Below are 17,133 nucleotides of genomic sequence, written 5' to 3' on the forward strand. Positions count from 1 at the left end.
CATGAGGTCGGGGCCACTTTTTGACAGGAATTTGATCATGAAGTTAAGTCGAGTCGTGCTCGTGCTGGGAATGCTGCCGTTTGTCAAAAGCCAAGCCATTGAGGTGGCACCGGGAGACTTCGAACCCCTGCCGGCGGGTGCCAATGCCCTGCTGTTTTACTACCAGCACGCTGAGCGCTCGCAGCTGTATCAGAACGGGCATAGAACCTCCGACAACGCCAAGCTCAGCTCGGACGTGGGCATCCTCCGTTACATCCACGCCATCGGCCTCTCGGACACTCTTGTCTGGGAACCGCAGGTACTGCTGCCGTTCGGCTACATGAACGCCTCGGGTGATGCGGGGGCGCTGGGCGACACCCACGGTGTGGGCGACCCCATCCTCACCGCCCCGCTTAAATGGACATTACCGACGGCAAACAAAGACGTTTTCGCCCTGGCTCCGTATCTGTACATCCCAGTCGGCAGCTACGACAAAAATGACCCCCTGAACCTGGGTGAGAACCGCTGGCGCGCGACGTTACAAGCGGCCTACATCCACCACTTCTCAGCCCAATGGGCATTGGACACCGTTGCGGATGTGTCCTGGGTGTCGACCAACAACGACTACGGCAGGACCAGTGCGAAGCTTGAAGAAAACACCCGCTACGAATATCAGGCCGCCGTGCGCTACAACTGGACGCCAAGCACCACGTTCGCGGTCGGCGCCGGCTATGTAACGGGCGCTGCGACGCGCGTCGACGGCGTTGACCAGCACGACGGCCTTTCCACCTCCTACGGGCGCTTTACGCTCACTCACTTCATCGATCCGACGCTGCAGCTACAGGCGCAGCTGGGTCGGGACATCCAGGTTGAGCAAGGTTTCAAGGAAGGGGCACGCCTGAACCTGCGGGTATTGAAAGTATTCTGAGCGCGCCACCGGGCTGCGCTGTCCTGTTCAGCCAAACGAGTGTCCTGCTCAACCAAGCCGCAGTGGCAAAAGGGGCCTAATTTGTTCTGCATTGCTACCCGGAATGATCCGATCCCGAAGGTGCTGGAAGTGCCGGAACACCCTTACGCCTTGCTGCCGATCATCGATGAAATTAAGGAAAGTCATGGCCATTATTCGCCCCACGCTTGATCAACTGCAGGACCTCGCCAGCCAGTTGCACATGCAGCTGACGCCTGAGCAGGCAGCGCAATACCTGGACCTGATGCAACCGAGTTTCGACGCCTACGACCTGGTCGACGAGCTGCCTGATTTCGTTCCGCCCATACGCTACAAGCGCAGTTCGGGCTATCGGCCCTCGGCCAAGGAAAACCCGCTGAACGCCTGGTACTACAGGGCTGAAGTGAACGGTGCCCGCGCGGGCCTGCTGGCCGGCAAAACCGTCGCACTGAAAGACAACATCTCCCTGGCAGGCGTGCCGATGATGAACGGCGCCGCGCCATTGGTAGGTTTCGTACCGTCATTCGATGCCACCGTCGTCACGCGTCTGCTGGATGCCGGGGTGACGATCCTGGGCAAGGCCACCTGCGAGCATTACTGCTTGTCAGGCGGCAGTCACACCTCTGATCCAGCCCCCGTACACAACCCCCATCGTCATGGTTATGCCGCCGGTGGGTCTTCCTCGGGCAGTGCGGCGCTGGTCGCCGCCGGTGAGGTGGACATGGCCGTGGGCGGCGATCAGGGCGGGTCGATCCGGATCCCGTCGTCGTTCTGCGGCACCTACGGTATGAAGCCGACCCACGGCCTGGTGCCCTACTCCGGGGTCATGGCGATTGAAGCCACGATCGACCATGTCGGCCCCATTACCGCCAACGTGCGCGACAACGCATTGATGCTGCAGGCCATGGCCGGCGCGGATGGGCTTGACCCGCGCCAAGCGGCGCCGCAGGTCGATGACTATCACAGCTACCTGGCGAAAGGCGTGCGCGGGCTCAGGATCGGCGTGCTGCAAGAGGGGTTTGCGCTTGCCAACCAAGATCCTCGCGTGGCCGAGAAAGTGCGTGACGCCATCGCCCGTCTCGAGGCGTTGGGCGCGCACGTCGAGCCGGTGTCCGTTCCCGAGCACAACCTGGCGGGGTCGTTGTGGCACCCCATCGGCTGCGAAGGCTTGACCGCGCAGATGATGCATGGCAACGGCGCGGGCTTTAACTGGAAAGGCCTTTACGATGTCGGCCTGCTGGACAAACAGGCCGGCTGGCGCGAACAGGCCGACCAATTATCCGCGTCGCTCAAGCTGTGCATGTTCGTCGGCCAATACGGAATTACCCACTACAACGGACGTTATTACGCCAAGGCGCAAAACCTCGCGCGCTTTGCCCGGCAGGGCTATGACAAGGCGCTGCACGCCTTCGACCTGCTGGTGATGCCGACCACGCCGATCATCGCCCAGCCACACCCACCGGCCGATTGCTCGATCACTGAGTACGTGGCGCGCGCGCTGGAAATGATCGGCAACACCGCACCACAAGACATCACCGGGCATCCCGCCATGTCGATTCCATGCGGGCGGGTAGACGGCCTGCCCGTCGGGCTGATGCTGGTCGCCAAACACTATGCCGAAGGCACTATTTACCAGGCCGCGGCGGCGTTTGAAGCCTCGGTGGACTGGCGCACGCTCTGAGCCTTTTACAGGCGTCGCCAGCACCCGACGAACAATAAGAAATTCAATGACTTTACAACCGCGTTGACTGATAGGAGTGACCCCATGAGTACATCTACTTCAACGCCCGGCGAAAGAGCCTGGGCATTGTTTCAAGTCCTCAAGAGCAAGGAACTCATCCCGCAGGGCTATGTCGAGCAGCTCACGCAATTGATGGAGCACGGCTGGAGCCCGGAGAACGGCGCCCGTGTGGTTGCCAAGGCATGGGTCGATCCGCAGTTCCGGGCGCTGTTGCTCAAGGACGGCACCGCTGCGTGCGCACAGTTCGGCTATACCGGCCCGCAAGGCGAATATATCGTCGCCCTGGAGGATACGCCGACGGTGAAGAACGTCATTGTCTGCAGCCTGTGCTCGTGCACCAACTGGCCGGTCCTCGGCCTGCCACCGGAGTGGTACAAGGGTTTTGAGTTCCGCGCACGCTTGGTCCGGGAGGGACGCACGGTCCTGCGCGAGCTGGGGACGGAGTTGCCCCGCGACATGGTCGTCAAGGTCTGGGATACCAGCGCCGAAACCCGCTACCTGGTCGTGCCGGTCAGGCCTGAAGGCTCAGAACACATGACTGAAGAGCAGCTGCAAACGCTGGTGACCAAAGACGTGTTGATAGGCGTCGCCCTGCCCCGCGTTGGCTGAAAACAACACCTCATCATCGTTCACTCCCGGAGTTTTGATTATGGATGGCTTTCACGATCTCGGCGGTTTCCAAGGCTTTGGAAAAGTCCCCCACACCATCAATAGCCTGAGCTACAAACAGGTGTTCAAGCAGGACTGGGAGCATCTGGCCTACAGCTTGATGTTTATCGGTGCCGACCACTTGAAAAAATTCAGCGTGGACGAAGTGCGTCACGCCGTCGAACGCCTGGATGTTCGCCAACATGTCGGCACCCAGTACTACGAACGCTACGTCATCGCGACCGCCACCCTGCTGGTCGAAACCGGCGTGATCACCCAGGCGGAGCTGGACCAGGCCCTGGGCGCTCACTTCAAACTGGCGAACCCCGCGCATGCCGAAGGTCGCGCAGCGATCACCGGCCGGCCGCCCTTCGAGGTGGGTGACCGGGTTGTGGTGCGGGACGAGTATGTGGCCGGGCACATCCGCATGCCGGCCTACGTGCGCGGCAAGGAAGGCGTGGTCCTGCACCGCACCTCGGAAAAATGGCCGTTCCCGGATGCGATTGGCCATGGCGATGTGAGCGCCGCCCATCAACCCACCTACCACGTCGAGTTTCGCGTGAAAGACCTGTGGGGGGATGCGGCCGATGACGGTTTCGTGGTGGTCGACCTGTTCGAAAGCTACCTGGACAAGGCCGCCGGCCCGCGCGCGGTGAACCCGTGATGGACGGCGCCCAGGCAAGCCGACTGCCGGTGACGGTCCTTTCGGGCTTCCTCGGCGCCGGCAAAACCACCCTGCTCAACCATATCCTGCGCAATCGCGAAGGCCTGCGCGTGGCCGTCATCGTCAATGACATGAGCGAAGTCAACATCGATGCCGCAGAGGTGCAGCGCGATGTAGCGTTGCACCGTGGCCGCGATGAGTTGATCGAGATGAGCAACGGGTGTATCTGCTGCACGCTGCGCGCCGATTTGCTCGAGCAGATCAGTGCGCTGGCACGCCAGCAGCGTTTCGATTACCTGCTGATTGAATCCACGGGGATCTCCGAGCCGATGCCGGTCGCGGAGACGTTCGCCTTCCTTGATGCCGAGGGTTTCAGCCTCAGCGAACTGGCGCGGCTGGATACCTTGGTGACGGTGGTCGATGGCAGTCGTTTTCAGGAACTGCTCGAATCGCCGGACACCGTTGACCGCGACGACACAACGCAGGACGCGCCCAAGCGCCATTTGGCCGATCTGCTGATCGAACAGGTGGAGTACGCCAACGTCATTCTCGTCAACAAGCTGGACCTGATCGATGCGGCGCAGTACCAGGTCGTGCAAGCGATCCTCACGGGCCTCAACCCGACTGCGCGGATCATGCCGATGGCCCACGGTAACGTCGCGTTAGCCAGCCTCCTTGACACCCATCTGTTTGATTTACCCAGCCTTGCGGCGTCGCCGGGCTGGATGCAGAAAATGGACGCGGCAGACGCGCCGGCCTCCGAGTCGGACACCTATGGCGTGACGTCCTGGGTGTACCGTGAGCGCGCCCCTTTCCACCCGCAACGTTTGCTCGACTTTCTCGAGCGGCCCTGGCGCAACGGGCGCTTGCTGCGCAGCAAAGGTTACTTCTGGCTTGCCAGCCGCCACCTGGAAACCGGCCTGCTGGTGCAAAGCGGCCAGCGGTTCCAGTGGGACTATGTCGGGCGCTGGTGGAACTTCATCGAGCCGTCGCAATGGCCCCGGGATGAATATCGGCTGCAGAGCCTCATGGCCAAATGGGACAGCGTGGTCGGCGACTGCCGGCAGGAGTTGGTGTTTATCGGCCAGGGACTCGACACCGAAGCGTTACAGCGTGAACTCGACCACTGCCTGCTGAGTGCACAGGAAATCGCCGCCGGCCCAGTGGCCTGGCGGGCTCTGCCGGGGGCGACAGCCTTGGACAACGGGGCCCTCTCAGTACAAACCCAACAATAAGAACCAGGTGTCGTTATGCGTGATTATCAATCTATGGCCACATCCTTCAATTACCAGCAGAGCGCCGAGCAGGCGTTGTATGGAAACCTCGCAGCCCTGAACGCCTGCGTCGAATGCTGTGACCGACACGCCCACGACGACGCCGTGGCGTTGTATTGCGAAGCGCAGGATGGCAGCGCCGCCCAATACACATTCAGCCAATTGCAGGCCCACGCTGCACGCTTCGGCAATTTTTTGCGCGAACAGGGTGTAAAACCGGGTGATCGGGTTGCCGGCCTGATGCCACGCACGGTTGAACTGCTGATTGCCATCTTGGGCACCTGGCGGGTGGGCGCGGTCTATCAACCGCTCTTCACCGCGTTTGGCCCCAAGGCGGTCGAGCAACGCTTGGGCTGCTCCAACGCGCGCTGGATCGTGACGGATGCGCAAAACCGTCCCAAGCTGGATGAGATTGCCAACTGCCCGAACGTCGTCGTCACCGGCGGCTGCCCGCAGAACCCGAGCGACTACGCGTTCTGGAGCACCCTCGATTGCCAGAGTGCCGAGTGCGAGCCGGTGCTGCTGGACGCCAGCGCGCCGTTCCTGCTGATGTGCACATCGGGCACCACGGGGCCGGCCAAACCGCTGGAAGTGCCGTTGCGCGCCATGCTGGCCTTCAAGGGTTATATGCGCGATTCGATTGGCCTGCGTGAGGACGACCGTTTCTGGAACCTGGCCGATCCCGGCTGGGCCTATGGCCTGTATTACGCGGTGACCGGCCCGCTGGCGTGTGGTCATGCCACGCTGTTCTACAACGGCCCGTTCACGGTGGAGAGTACTTGCCGAGTCATTGCCAAGTACGCAATCAGCAACCTGGCCGGCTCACCGACGGCTTATCGCTTGCTGATTGCCGAGGGCGCGGCGTTCGCCGGCGCCGTGCGCGGCTGCCTGCGTGCCGTCAGCAGTGCCGGCGAGCCGCTCAACCCACACGTCATCCGTTGGTTTGCCGAGCAACTCGGCGTGACCATTCACGATCATTACGGCCAGACGGAAATCGGCATGGTGCTGTGCAATCACCACGGTTTGCGTCACCCGGTCCGGGAGGGCTCGGCGGGTTATGCGGTGCCCGGCTACCGCATCGTCGTGCTGGACGAGGCGCATCGGGAATTGCCGGCGGGCCAGCCGGGCGTCCTGGCCGTGGATCGCGAGCGCTCGCCCCTGTGCTGGTTCGAAGGCTACTTGGGTATGCCCACTCGAGCCTTTGTAGGCCGCTATTACCTCAGCGGCGACAGTGTGGAGCTGAATGACGACGGCAGTATCAGCTTCGTCGGCCGTAACGACGATGTGATCACCACGTCCGGCTACCGCGTCGGGCCGTTCGACGTCGAGAGCGCGCTGATCGAACACCCGGCGGTGATCGAAGCGGCGGTGATCGGCAAGCCCGATCCACAGCGCACTGAGCTGATCAAAGCCTTTGTCGTACTGGGCAGCCAGTACCAGCCGAGTGCCGAGCTGGCCGAAGTACTGCGCCTGCATGTGCGGCAACGCCTGGCTGCGCATGCGTATCCCCGGGAAGTGGAGTTCGTCGACCAACTGCCCAAGACCCCCAGTGGCAAGTTGCAGCGCTTCATTCTGCGCAACCAGGAAATTGCCCGGCAGCAGGCGCTCGAGACATGACTCTACGCCGGACCCGGAACCGTCAGCGGCGCTGCTGCATGGATTGCAGAATCGCTGCCGAGATGTGTTCAAGGGGCAACTCGCGCTCCACCGCACCGAGCTTGAATGCCTCCTTGGGCATGCCGTACACCACGCAAGTCTCCTCGTCCTGGCCCAGGGTCCGGGCACCGTTGTCGTGCATTTCCTTCAGGCCCCGGGCGCCATCGTCGCCCATCCCCGTCATGATGATCCCCAGCGCGTTGCTGCCGGCGCTGCGGGCCACCGAGCGAAACAGCACATCAACCGAAGGTCGATGCCGGCTGACCGGAGGCCCGTCGACAATTTCCACCTGGTATTGGGCGCCGCTGCGCTTGAGCACCATGTGCCGGCCGCCGGGGGCGATCAGCGCGCAACCGGGGATAACCCGGTCACCGTTCTTCGCCTCCCTGACCTCGATCTCGCACAGTCGATTGAGGCGCTCGGCGAATGCAGCGGTGAAGTGTTCGGGCATGTGCTGCACGATCACAATTCCCGGACAGACCCTGGGCAAGGCGGTCAACACCAACTCCAGGGCTTGGGTGCCGCCCGTGGACGTACCGATGGCGACAATGTTCTCGGTGGTGCGCGCCATTGCCTGAGTGCCCGCCGGCAATATGACGTCGGCCGTCAGCCTTGCGGGAGCGCGCTCGCTGGATGGCACCATGCGCTTCATGTTGGCACGGGCGGCGGCCTTGACGGCCCCCGCCAATTCATCGGCACTGTCGGTCAGAAACTGGCGCAGGTTGAGTTGTGGTTTGGTCACAATGCTGACCGCGCCGGCCGCCAGTGCCTGCATGGTCGTGGCCGCGCCCTTCTCGGTCAACGTGGAGCAGATGACCACGGGCGTGGGGCGTTCGGCCATCAACTTCTTGAGGAACGTAATGCCATCCATCCGTGGCATCTCGACGTCCAACACAATCACATCCGGCCATTGCTTGTTCATTTTGTCCATGGCAAACACCGGGTCTGCCGCCGCGCCGATAACCTCAATAGCGGGGTCTTGCCCCAGGGTCGCCGTCAGTACCTGACGTACCACGGCGGAATCATCAATGATCAGCACTTTAATAAGGCTCATGTCGCACGCTCTCCATGAGGGCTGCTGGGGGTTCACTTCAAGGCCAGGTAGTTGAGTTCAATTTCGCCGTTGGCCAGATCGAACACAATCGTTCGATAACCCACGCCTTCCACATGGAAGTGTTGACACCGCAACTGATGCAGATCGAGCAGGCGCATGGCCTGCTCGACGTTGCGCTGGCCGACGTAATCATTGTCCGAGCGCACAAGCCCCGGAAACATGTTCCCGCCGCCAAATACGCTGATCCTGAACTCCGTAGGCAGTGCCTTGATCGACTGTATTCGACCGAGCAGCAATTCAAGCGCCTCATTGCCGTAGCGGCCATCCAGGACACCCGGTTTGGCCACGCCGCGCTGCGGCACCAGGTAGTGACACATGCCCCCCAACAAGCGCCGGGGATGCCAGAACACCAATGCAACACACGACCCCAGCACCGTACGTAGCCGAATCGCACCCGAGCCGAAAAACCACTCGCCAGGGTTCAGGAACACCTCAGTGGACGTTCGGGTTTCAGGCATGTGGCCTCCGGTAGATGGAAGGCGTGACCAGTCGCAGCTGATCGGTGATGCCGTTGAGACTCTCCGAATGGCTGACCAGAAAGTACCCGCCCGGCTTCAGGTGGCTGATCAGTCGCTTGACCACTTGGACTTTGGTGTCGTTGTCAAAATAGATCATCACGTTGCGCAGGAAGATCACATCAAACATCCCCAGTTTCGGCAGCGGATTATTCAGGTTGATCGACTGGAAATCGATCTTGGCCGCCAGCGCCGGGTCGACCATGAAGCAACCGTGGTTGGCGCCGACGCCCTTGAGGCAATACTTGTTCAGCAGCGCCTCGGGGATGCCGCGCGTGCCTTCGATGGGATAGCGCCCAAGGCGGGCCTTGTCCAACACCCGGCTGCTGATGTCCGACGCGACAATCTCCCAGGGCCGGCCGCCGAGATTGTCAGCCAGGACCATCGCCAGGGTGTACGGCTCTTCGCCGGTCGAACAAGCGCCGCTCCATATGCGCAACGGCCCGCTGCCGCGCAGTTCGGGCAACGCAACATCGCGCAGGAAATCAAAATGCTTGGGCTCGCGAAAAAAGTAGGTTTCGTTGGTCGTCAGCATGTCCACCGCCACCTGCAACTCCACGCTGTCCTTCATCAGGACCTTGTAGTAAGCGCCGTAGGTATTGAGCTTGAACACTTGCAGTCGCTTGGCCAGCCGCGTGCTCACCAACTGTTTTTTGGCATCGGACAGGCTGATGCCCGCGATTTGATAAATCAGGTCACGAAACTGCACGAACTCGGCGTCAGAGAGGATCACGTTCATAAGGACATTCCCACAGCACACTCAGGCGATCGAAGGTAGCGAAGACTCAAGGTTGGCCAGCGCATCGACCTGCTCCAGGGACAACACGCGACCGATGTCCAGCAACAGCACAAAACCGCTCTCCAGTTTGCCGATGCCCAGTAAAAAGTCGGCCCTTACATCGGTGCCGAAATTCAACGAGGGCTCGATGTCCTGATCGGCAATTTCCAGTACCTCGCTGACCGCATCGACAATGATGCCCACCGGTTTGCGCTGGGCATTGGCCTGTACCTCGATGATCACAAAGCAGGTCCTTGGGGTCTGCACCGTACGTTCGCCGCGAAAGCGCACCCCCAGGTCGAGCACGGGCACCGCCGCGCCGCGCAGATTAATCACCCCGCGTATGCTGGGCGGCAGCAAGGGCACGCTGGTGATCGGTCCGTACTCAATGATTTCCCGGACGTTGAGCGTGCCCACGGCGAACATCTCCTCCCCCAGCACAAAGGTGAGGTACTGGCTTGGGCTCGAGACCGTCGCATTGCCTGGATTGTCGGTGGGTAGGGCCATGATTCACCTCGGGTCAAATACGTTTTCGTCTTCATCAGGGGCGCTTCGCACCCCAACGCGGGACAAGCCCGCTCGCCACAAAAGCCCTATCTGCCGGGGGTTCAGCGTTGAGCCAGTGTTGTGTAGATACCTATACAGACATCAGGCCGGCCATCTCATCGACACACAACACATGCTCGATCTGCAGGAGCGTGACGAACTCGCCTCGCACCTTGGTCATCCCCCGGATGAAGTCGGTGCGAATATGGTTGCCGAACGCCGGTGGGGGCTTGATATCGATGTCGAGTATCTCGATCACTTCGCTGACCGAGTCCACCACCACCCCCAGGACCTGGGATTCGCCCTCCTTCGCGGCCTCAAGGATGACGATGCAGGTACGACTGCCCAATACCGTCGTGCCCTTGCCAAAGCGTGCCTTGAGGTCCACGACCGGCACCACCGAACCGCGCAGATTGATGACCCCCCGCAGGAACGCCGGCATCATCGGTACGGTGGTCACCTGGTTGTATTCGATGATTTCACGAACACTCAGGGTATTGACCGCGTACATCTCCTGAGCCGCCAGGAAGGTCAGGTACTGCAGGGGTTCATCCACTGGCGGCGCAGGTTCGACAGCGCCCTGCCTGACCGCTGAAGTGCTCATCGGTCAGCTCCCGAAGCGGACGAAACCGCCGTCTGCCGAGCGACTGTCCTGGTCCTGCGTGGACATCGCACGGCTGATCTGGGGCATCGAGACATTGCGCCCGGCACGCTTGGTTTGCACGGTGAAAAACCCCATGAGCTCCTGCAACTGCTCGGCCTGGCCACTCATTTCCTCGGCCGTCGCCGCCAGTTCCTCGGAAGCCGACGCGTTTTGCTGAGTCAGCTGGCTCATCTGCGACATCGCACTGTTGATTTGCTCGGAACCGATGGATTGTTCTTCCGAGGCGGCGGCAATTTCCTGCACCAGGTCGGAGGTCTTGGCAATCGAGGGCACAATCTCGTCCAGCAAGTTGCCCGCGCGTTCAGCCAAGGCCACGCTGTTCTTGGCCACTTCACTGATTTCCTGTGCGGCAATCTGGCTGCGCTCCGCCAGTTTGCGCACTTCGGCCGCGACCACCGCAAAGCCTTTGCCGTGCTCACCGGCGCGCGCCGCTTCGATCGCCGCGTTGAGCGCGAGCAAATTGGTTTGGTAGGCGATGGAGTCGACGATGCCGATTTTTTCGGCGATGGTTTTCATGGCCGCCACGGTGTCCTTCACGGCACGACCGCCTTCCGACGCTTCCTTGTTGGCTTTGCCCGCCATGCCGTCGGTCACCTTGGCATTTTCGGTGTTCTGGGCAATGGACGCCGACATTTGCTCCATCGACGCCGACGTCTGTTCAACCGATGCCGCTTGCTCGGAAGCCGACTGGGCCATGCTTTGGGCGGTGGCCGAGATCTCTTCCGAGGCACTCGACAGCGAGTCCGCCGAGCCGCGCACTTCGCCGATGATTTCCGAGAGTTTTTCCACGGTGCCATTGACCGAGTGCTTCAGCTCCAGGAACTTGCCTTGGTAGTCGCCGGTAATGCTGCGGGTCAGGTCGCCGGCAGACATTGCCGACAGCACGTCCATGGCCTCGGTAATCGGCACGATGATCGCATCCAGGGAACCGTTGATCCCGACGATGATGCGGCGGAAATCGCCCTGATGCCGGGCCGCGTCAGGTCGGGTGTCCAGTTTGCCGATCAGCGCACTGTCACTGATCTGGCTGGTGTCCTCGACAAGGGCCAGGATATTGGCGCGCAGTTGTTCGATGTTTTCGTTGATAAAGGCTTTTTTGCCGGGGAACCGCTCCAGGGGCGCGGACAAATCGCCCTCGCCGAACGCGCGAATACAGGCCATGGCTTTTTTCTTCACGCTGATATGGCCGCTGACCATCTCATTGATACCCTGGCCGATATCACGGTACGAACCTGCGAAGCGCTCGACGTCAATCATGACATCAATGTCACCTTTTTCGTGCTCGCTGGACATGTGCTGCATTTCGTTGATCAGCGCCAGGACGTTGGCGCGCAACAGCTCGATGTTTTCGTTGATAAAGGCTTTTTTGCCGGGGAATTGCTCCAGGGGCGCAGACAGATCACCGTTACCAAAGGAGCGTATGCAGGCCATGGCTTTTTTCTTCACGGCGATGTGGCCGTTGACCATATCGTTGATGCCCTGGGCCATGGAGCGGTAACTGCCATGAAAGCGGCCGGCATCGATCTGGGCGTCGATCTCGCCCTTGTCGTGTTCACTGGACATACGGTTCATGTCCACCATCAGCTCATTCAGGCTCGTGCCCAACTGCTGCATGCTCGCCATCAGGCTGGTGGTGTCACCCGCTTTGAGCGTGACCTTTGCATTCAGCTCGCCCGCCGACAGACGTGCGGCATAGGCTTGCACCACGCCAGGTTCGGCACCGAGCCGGCGCATCAGGTTTCGCCCGAGCAAGGTGCCGACCAGGATGGTTGCGAACAGCGTCAGGCCGCTCACCAACAGGATGATGTAGCGCGCATTATTCTCGATGGCGGTGGCTTGCAATTGGCCTTTACGCCCCAGTTCCAGGTTGTATTCGCGCAAGTCACTGATGGCTGAAAGCACTGTGGTCTGCAACGCTTGGCTCGTCTCAATCAATGTGCGGGCCGAGGCAAGATCACCATCGTCGATAAGCTTGTCGAAACGCGCCTGCAAGGCAGCGAACTCAGCCAGGTGACCACGCAGTTTTTTCAACAGCGACGCATCATGCTCGTCGGAGGTCAACTCGCCCTGATAGCGATCCAGGGTTTTGCCGATTGTGCTGAAGTTCTGTGCCACGCTGTCTGCGTAACTCGGCAGGCTATTTTTTTCCGGTTCATTCAAGCGTTGCCATTGCAAGGCGTGAAGGTCGGTGAAAGCCGCGGCGGCACGGTCGATTTCCAGCAGGCTGGGTACCGTGTTGACGTTGGCATAACTGGCGCTCGTATTGATTTCACCAGCCAGGTACAGGCTGGTGCCACCCAACACGAAGACGCCCAGCACAGCGGTGAAAACCAGCAGCATGATATTTCTGATAACAGTCATGGCGAGGAACTCCTGATGACGCTTCATTAAGTCGATAAAGGGCTCGGGATCGACCGGTGTGGGGCTTCCTTGGCTACTTGTCCTAACAAATTGGGAATATCCAGAATCAGGGCAACGGCCCCACTCCCGAGGATCGTGAATCCGCCCAGTCCATGGGCATCACCAAACACTTTGCCGAGTGGTTTGATCACGGTTTGAAACTCCCCCTGCAAGCGATCAACCACCAGGCCGGCACGCAGGCCTGCGTATTGCACAACGACAACGTTTTCGCGGTTACCTCCAGGCTCTTGCACATCAAACATGTCGCGTAGCCGCAGGATCGGCAGCACATCCCCCCTGAGGTCCAGGTAGCCGGTTCCGGCGCCCGCCTGAGGGGCCAGCTCGATGCACTCCTCGACCATGTTCAGCGGAATGACATAGGACGCCTTGCCCACGCCGATCAGGAAGCCGTCAATGATCGCCAGCGTCAGCGGCAGGCGGATGCGCACCGTCGTGCCCTGCCCCTCTTCGCTCTCGAGGCTGACGCTGCCGCGCAACGCCGTGATATTGCGCTTCACTACGTCCATGCCGACGCCACGACCGGACAGGTTGCTGACCTGGTCAGCGGTGGAGAACCCCGGCTCGAAAATCAAATTCAAAATGTCTTTGTCCGCCGGCTGTTGGCCCTCTCCCACCAAACCACGCTCACGGGCCTTGGCCAGGATCTTGTCCTTGGCCAGGCCGCCGCCGTCGTCGGACACCTCAATCACGATGCTGCCGGATTCGTGATAGGCGTTCAGGCGTACCGTGCCCTGGGCAGGCTTGCCTCGCTGGATGCGCGTCGACGCAGGCTCGATGCCGTGGTCCATGGCATTGCGCACCAAATGGGTCAGCGGGTCGCCGATGCGTTCGACGACGGTCTTGTCCAGCTCGGTCTCACCGCCGCCTATTTGCAGCACGATGTCCTTGCCCAACTCTTTGGAGACGTCCCGCACCACACGCTGGAAACGCGTAAAGGTCGCGCCGATCTGCACCATGCGCAGGGTCAGTGCCGAGTCGCGTACTTCCTCGACCAAGCGCGATAACAGGCTGGTGGCTTCGATCATCTCGCCGATGCCGCTGCGCACCGCCACCAGGTTGGCGCCGGCACCGGCGATGATCAGCTCACCGACCAGGTTGATCAGTTGGTCCAGCTTGGCGGCATCGACCCGAATCAGACTGCCTTCGTTGCTCGCTGCGGCCTTGCCGGCCTTGATCGATGGCGTCGTCGATTCCTGGGCTTCAGGCTCACTGTGCGTCTCGGCGGGCACTTGCTCAGCGTCCTGGGTGACGAGCAAGGCCTGGGCCTCGGTCAGTGTGCCGCAACGCACCAGCAGCTCAAGCAGCCCGGCATTGTCTTCGGGCAGCGCGTCGAGATGGGCGCGACACGCTTGCACCGTGGCATGCGGTGCGAGGATCTGCACAAGCGCGTCATCGCGAACAAAATCAAAGGCACCGTCGATGACCTCCAGGGTGGCGTCGCTGGCCAGTGCGAGTTCAAACCCCAGGTAGTTGGTTTCCGCGTCCATGGCCGCCAGGGGCGGCAAGCCCTCAAACAGGGTGACGGTATGCAGCAAGCGCCCCAGCGTGCTCAGGTAACGCAGGAACGCCAAGGGGTCCATGCCATTGCGCAACACGTCGGGACCAAAGCGCAGCGACAAATGCCAATGGCCCGGACTGCCGGCGTGCTCATCCGCCGCAGACGTCGCTTGAAGGGCCGGCGCTGGGGTCGAGACCGCCGCCTCCAGATACAGCGAAAGCCGCTCAATGAGTGCTTGACCCTGAGCCCGCACCGGTTCATCCAGGCGATCCAGGTTGCCATCCTCGGCCAGCAGGTCGATCAATTGGCCGATATGGTCACGCGCGTCGAGAAACAACGCACTCAGTGCCTCGTCGACACGCACTTCCAGGCTGCGTACCCGATCCAGGACGCTTTCGGCGACGTGGGTGAACTCAACAATCGGCATCAAGCCGAACAAACCGGCCGAGCCTTTGATGGTGTGGGCCACGCGGAACAGGCCGTTGATGGTGTCCAGGTCCTGCGGCGATTTCTCGATCTGCAGCAGCGCATCTTCCATTTGCAACAGAAGCTCGCGACTTTCGGCAATGAAAGTCTGCAGCACGTCATCCATGTTCATGGGCTGGGCCATACGATCACGCTCCGACCGATTGGGTGAAACACGCATTGGCGAAGTAGTCGTCAAGGCCGCTGAGGCGCAATGCTTCGCTCACCGTCGAACTCGGGTTGCTCAGCAACAGCTGGGTGCCCTCCTTGAGCGACTCGCGCTTGATGAGGATCAACAACTGCAAACCGGCACTGTCCAGCTCATCGACATTGGACAAATCCAACTCCAGTTCATGGGCCAGGGGAAACAACGACAACAGCACGTCCTTTTGCTCGGCAGCCGTGTAAATCGTCAGGGGCCCTTCCATGACCTGGATTCGACGTAGCATCGGGACGGAGCTTTTCATGCAAACCTCCTGGCCAGCGGTTGCTGGTCATCGCTATGGCAGGATTAACTTGGAGACGGCAGTCAGCATTTGTGCAGGCTGAAAGGGCTTGACCATCCAGGCCTTGGCGCCGGAGGCCTGGCCTTGCTGTTTCATCGCATCACTGGCTTCCGTGGTCAGCATGATGACCGGCGTAAACTTGTAGGCCGGCAACAGCTTGGCGGCCTTGACGAAGCTGAAACCGTCCATGTTGGGCATGTTCACGTCACTGACAATCAGGTGGATTTTGCGTCCGTCCAGTTTGCTCAGGGCGTCTTTACCATCACAGCCTTCGATCACGTCGTAACCGGCGCCTTTGAGCGTGATGCTCACCACCTGGCGGATGGAGGCCGAATCGTCGACGATCAGAATGGTTTTGCTCATCGGAACAGCTCCTCTAGAAAAAGGTGATTTCGTTGGCATCGGCCTGGGCATGTGCTTTACCACCATGAATGGCGTGTTGCTCGGGCATGGTGTAAGCCGTTGACAGCTCGTGCAGCCAACGGTCGCTGGTCATCGGCGCCAGGTTTTGTCCGCTGAGGCTCAACTCATGGCGTTCGTCCAGCTGCTGCTGCAACTTGTCCAGGTCGCGGGTAATCAAGGTCAACATCTGGCTGACGCGGTCCTGGAACTGCAGGGCAACCAGCACCTGGGCAATCTCGTCGGCGACATTGGCGCTCTGCTGCTGCACGTCATGGCTGCTGCGCACGATGGTCTGGGCGGTCGTACGAAAATGCTCGATGACCTGCGAGACCACACGCTCCGAATCGGCGAGGGTCAGGGTGTCTTGTTCGGCGTGGTGGCGGGACATTTGCACCGTACGGGCGATGGCCGCGTTGACGGTGATCACGGTTTCGCTGATCTTGCGCCCGGTCTCGCCGGACATGCTCGACAACTTGCGCACCTCATCGGCGACCACCGCAAACCCGCGACCCGCCTCGCCGGCGCGCGCAGCTTCGATAGCCGCGTTGAGGGCCAGCAGGTTGGTTTGACTGGCGATGTCACCGACAAACTTGGCCATCTGCTGAAGTTGCTCGGTGAACCCCGAGAGTTGCATGACTTCTTTGAGTTCACTCTCCTTGTTGGTGAGCGCGGCGCGCAGGGCCAGGACGATGGAGTTGAGGTCATGCTGGCCGACTTCCAGCAAGTCGACCAATTGTTGCGAGGCATCTTGACCGCCATTGCTGGACACGCTGTGGCTGATGTTTGAGGACAGCGTGCCAAAACGTTCGCTGAGCTTGAGGATGGAGGTTTCGCTGATCGACCGGGCCGCTTCTATCTGCCGCGACCAGATCGGCAACACACTGACGCACACTTGGGCCAGGCCGTTATCGACGGCCAACGTCGGCGGGATTGCCGGTGCTTGATCGAGTTGCTGTTGCAGGCGGTTCCAGTGCGCCTGGCACCTGCTGTTTGCCCACAGGCCCATGCCGATACACGCCGCAAACAACGCGGCCCCCTCGAGCTGCGACACCATGCTGAAGTTCGCGCTGTAAGCCAGCGCAAGCCCGCCAAGCAGGCCCGCAACGGCAACGGGAAACAACGTCAAAGCAGCGGAAGGGGAAGGTGTCTGTTGGCTCACGGTCTGTCTCCCTGTCAAGGCATGTCGTCACTGCCTGATCGGCAATTCGGCTGCTTGAGAGAGATACTGGCCCATTAATGGCACTGCCACCATCGGAGCATCCCTATTCTGGGGTAGGGATACCGGAAAATCGGGTAGGAAAATTCCTACCTGCGTG

The 17,133-nt window shown here is 60.9% G+C and carries 15 protein-coding genes and 2 pseudogenes; 6 read left to right on the plus strand and 11 right to left on the minus strand.

All coding sequences use genetic code 11. The features are described from left to right. The first annotated feature begins 37 nt into the window (after positions 1-37). The 6 genes from AB1462_RS08030 (at position 38) to AB1462_RS08055 (ending at position 6,869) form a co-directional block, all read left to right on the plus strand. Positions 38-907 (plus strand): transporter, encoded by an 870-nt coding sequence (locus AB1462_RS08030; protein WP_367246553.1) that lies wholly within the window; start codon positions 38-40, stop codon positions 905-907. A gap of 184 nt (positions 908-1,091) precedes the next feature. After that, entirely contained in the window at positions 1,092-2,606 is a 1,515-nt protein-coding gene (locus AB1462_RS08035) for an amidase (protein WP_367246554.1), read from the plus strand. A gap of 84 nt (positions 2,607-2,690) precedes the next feature. After that, positions 2,691-3,275, plus strand: coding sequence for a nitrile hydratase subunit alpha (nthA, locus tag AB1462_RS08040; protein ID WP_367246555.1), 585 nt, complete (start codon positions 2,691-2,693; stop codon positions 3,273-3,275). 40 nt (positions 3,276-3,315) lie between these two features. After that, on the plus strand, positions 3,316-3,978 hold the full coding sequence (gene nthB, locus AB1462_RS08045; RefSeq protein WP_090404682.1) for a nitrile hydratase subunit beta: 663 nt from the start codon (positions 3,316-3,318) through the stop codon (positions 3,976-3,978). Beyond that, positions 3,975-5,213: a GTP-binding protein gene (locus AB1462_RS08050; RefSeq protein ID WP_090404684.1), complete on the plus strand. Its 1,239-nt coding sequence runs from the start codon at positions 3,975-3,977 to the stop codon at positions 5,211-5,213. The genes nthB and AB1462_RS08050 overlap by 4 nt, the downstream gene beginning before the upstream one ends. 15 nt (positions 5,214-5,228) lie before the next feature. After that, the gene (locus tag AB1462_RS08055; protein ID WP_090404687.1) at positions 5,229-6,869 is read left to right on the plus strand and encodes an AMP-binding protein; all 1,641 of its coding nucleotides are present in this window, start codon (positions 5,229-5,231) and stop codon (positions 6,867-6,869) included. A gap of 22 nt (positions 6,870-6,891) precedes the next feature. On the opposite strand, the gene AB1462_RS08060 is transcribed toward AB1462_RS08055, so the two are convergent. From AB1462_RS08060 to AB1462_RS08110, 11 genes and pseudogenes are all read right to left on the minus strand, one after another. Next, a complete protein-coding gene (locus AB1462_RS08060) occupies positions 6,892-7,962 on the minus strand; it encodes a chemotaxis response regulator protein-glutamate methylesterase (RefSeq protein WP_090404690.1) in 1,071 nt (356 codons plus the stop codon). 32 nt (positions 7,963-7,994) lie between these two features. Continuing rightward, positions 7,995-8,480 carry a chemotaxis protein CheD gene (locus tag AB1462_RS08065; RefSeq protein ID WP_090404693.1) on the minus strand — a complete coding sequence of 162 codons (486 nt, stop codon included), beginning with the start codon at positions 8,478-8,480 and terminating at the stop codon, positions 7,995-7,997. After that, entirely contained in the window at positions 8,473-9,276 is an 804-nt protein-coding gene (locus AB1462_RS08070; protein ID WP_259194099.1) for a protein-glutamate O-methyltransferase CheR, read from the minus strand. Before AB1462_RS08070 ends, AB1462_RS08065 begins: the two co-directional genes overlap by 8 nt. A gap of 21 nt (positions 9,277-9,297) precedes the next feature. Next, positions 9,298-9,822 (minus strand): chemotaxis protein CheW, encoded by a 525-nt coding sequence (locus tag AB1462_RS08075; protein WP_090404698.1) that lies wholly within the window; start codon positions 9,820-9,822, stop codon positions 9,298-9,300. Between the two features lie 130 nt (positions 9,823-9,952). Continuing rightward, positions 9,953-10,465: a chemotaxis protein CheW gene (locus AB1462_RS08080; protein WP_090404701.1), complete on the minus strand. Its 513-nt coding sequence runs from the start codon at positions 10,463-10,465 to the stop codon at positions 9,953-9,955. Positions 10,466-10,585: 120 nt separating this feature from the next. Next, positions 10,586-11,611 (minus strand): annotated as a pseudogene (locus tag AB1462_RS08085) (methyl-accepting chemotaxis protein); the annotation flags it as partial. Then, positions 11,588-12,913 (minus strand): annotated as a pseudogene (locus AB1462_RS08090) (MCP four helix bundle domain-containing protein); the annotation flags it as partial. The pseudogenes AB1462_RS08085 and AB1462_RS08090, both read right to left, overlap by 24 nt. Further along, positions 12,913-15,054 (minus strand): chemotaxis protein CheA, encoded by a 2,142-nt coding sequence (locus AB1462_RS08095; RefSeq protein ID WP_367246556.1) that lies wholly within the window; start codon positions 15,052-15,054, stop codon positions 12,913-12,915. The gene AB1462_RS08095 and the pseudogene AB1462_RS08090, both read right to left, overlap by 1 nt. 4 nt (positions 15,055-15,058) lie before the next feature. Continuing rightward, positions 15,059-15,376 carry a lipid asymmetry maintenance protein MlaB gene (locus AB1462_RS08100; protein ID WP_090404710.1) on the minus strand — a complete coding sequence of 106 codons (318 nt, stop codon included), beginning with the start codon at positions 15,374-15,376 and terminating at the stop codon, positions 15,059-15,061. 33 nt (positions 15,377-15,409) lie between these two features. Then, positions 15,410-15,778 (minus strand): response regulator, encoded by a 369-nt coding sequence (locus AB1462_RS08105; protein ID WP_017846994.1) that lies wholly within the window; start codon positions 15,776-15,778, stop codon positions 15,410-15,412. Between the two features lie 13 nt (positions 15,779-15,791). Next, the gene (locus AB1462_RS08110) at positions 15,792-16,976 is read right to left on the minus strand and encodes a methyl-accepting chemotaxis protein (protein ID WP_367246557.1); all 1,185 of its coding nucleotides are present in this window, start codon (positions 16,974-16,976) and stop codon (positions 15,792-15,794) included. Positions 16,977-17,133 lie beyond the last annotated feature (157 nt).

It is taken from the genome of Pseudomonas sp. SB113, assembly GCF_040754745.1.
GTDB classification, from domain to species: Bacteria; Pseudomonadota; Gammaproteobacteria; order Pseudomonadales; family Pseudomonadaceae; genus Aquipseudomonas; species Aquipseudomonas grimontii.

Coding starts and splice junctions, on each gene's coding strand:
- AB1462_RS08035 (WP_367246554.1), top strand. CDS start 1,092: ATGGCCATTATTCGCCCCACGCTTGATCAACTGCAGGACCTCGCCAGC.
- AB1462_RS08065 (WP_090404693.1), bottom strand. CDS start 8,480: ATGCCTGAAACCCGAACGTCCACTGAGGTGTTCCTGAACCCTGGCGAG.
- AB1462_RS08075 (WP_090404698.1), bottom strand. CDS start 9,822: ATGGCCCTACCCACCGACAATCCAGGCAATGCGACGGTCTCGAGCCCA.
- AB1462_RS08105 (WP_017846994.1), bottom strand. CDS start 15,778: ATGAGCAAAACCATTCTGATCGTCGACGATTCGGCCTCCATCCGCCAG.
- AB1462_RS08030 (WP_367246553.1), top strand. CDS start 38: ATGAAGTTAAGTCGAGTCGTGCTCGTGCTGGGAATGCTGCCGTTTGTC.
- AB1462_RS08070 (WP_259194099.1), bottom strand. CDS start 9,276: ATGAACGTGATCCTCTCTGACGCCGAGTTCGTGCAGTTTCGTGACCTG.
- AB1462_RS08095 (WP_367246556.1), bottom strand. CDS start 15,054: ATGGCCCAGCCCATGAACATGGATGACGTGCTGCAGACTTTCATTGCC.
- nthB (WP_090404682.1), top strand. CDS start 3,316: ATGGATGGCTTTCACGATCTCGGCGGTTTCCAAGGCTTTGGAAAAGTC.
- AB1462_RS08060 (WP_090404690.1), bottom strand. CDS start 7,962: ATGAGCCTTATTAAAGTGCTGATCATTGATGATTCCGCCGTGGTACGT.
- nthA (WP_367246555.1), top strand. CDS start 2,691: ATGAGTACATCTACTTCAACGCCCGGCGAAAGAGCCTGGGCATTGTTT.
- AB1462_RS08055 (WP_090404687.1), top strand. CDS start 5,229: ATGCGTGATTATCAATCTATGGCCACATCCTTCAATTACCAGCAGAGC.
- AB1462_RS08080 (WP_090404701.1), bottom strand. CDS start 10,465: ATGAGCACTTCAGCGGTCAGGCAGGGCGCTGTCGAACCTGCGCCGCCA.
- AB1462_RS08100 (WP_090404710.1), bottom strand. CDS start 15,376: ATGAAAAGCTCCGTCCCGATGCTACGTCGAATCCAGGTCATGGAAGGG.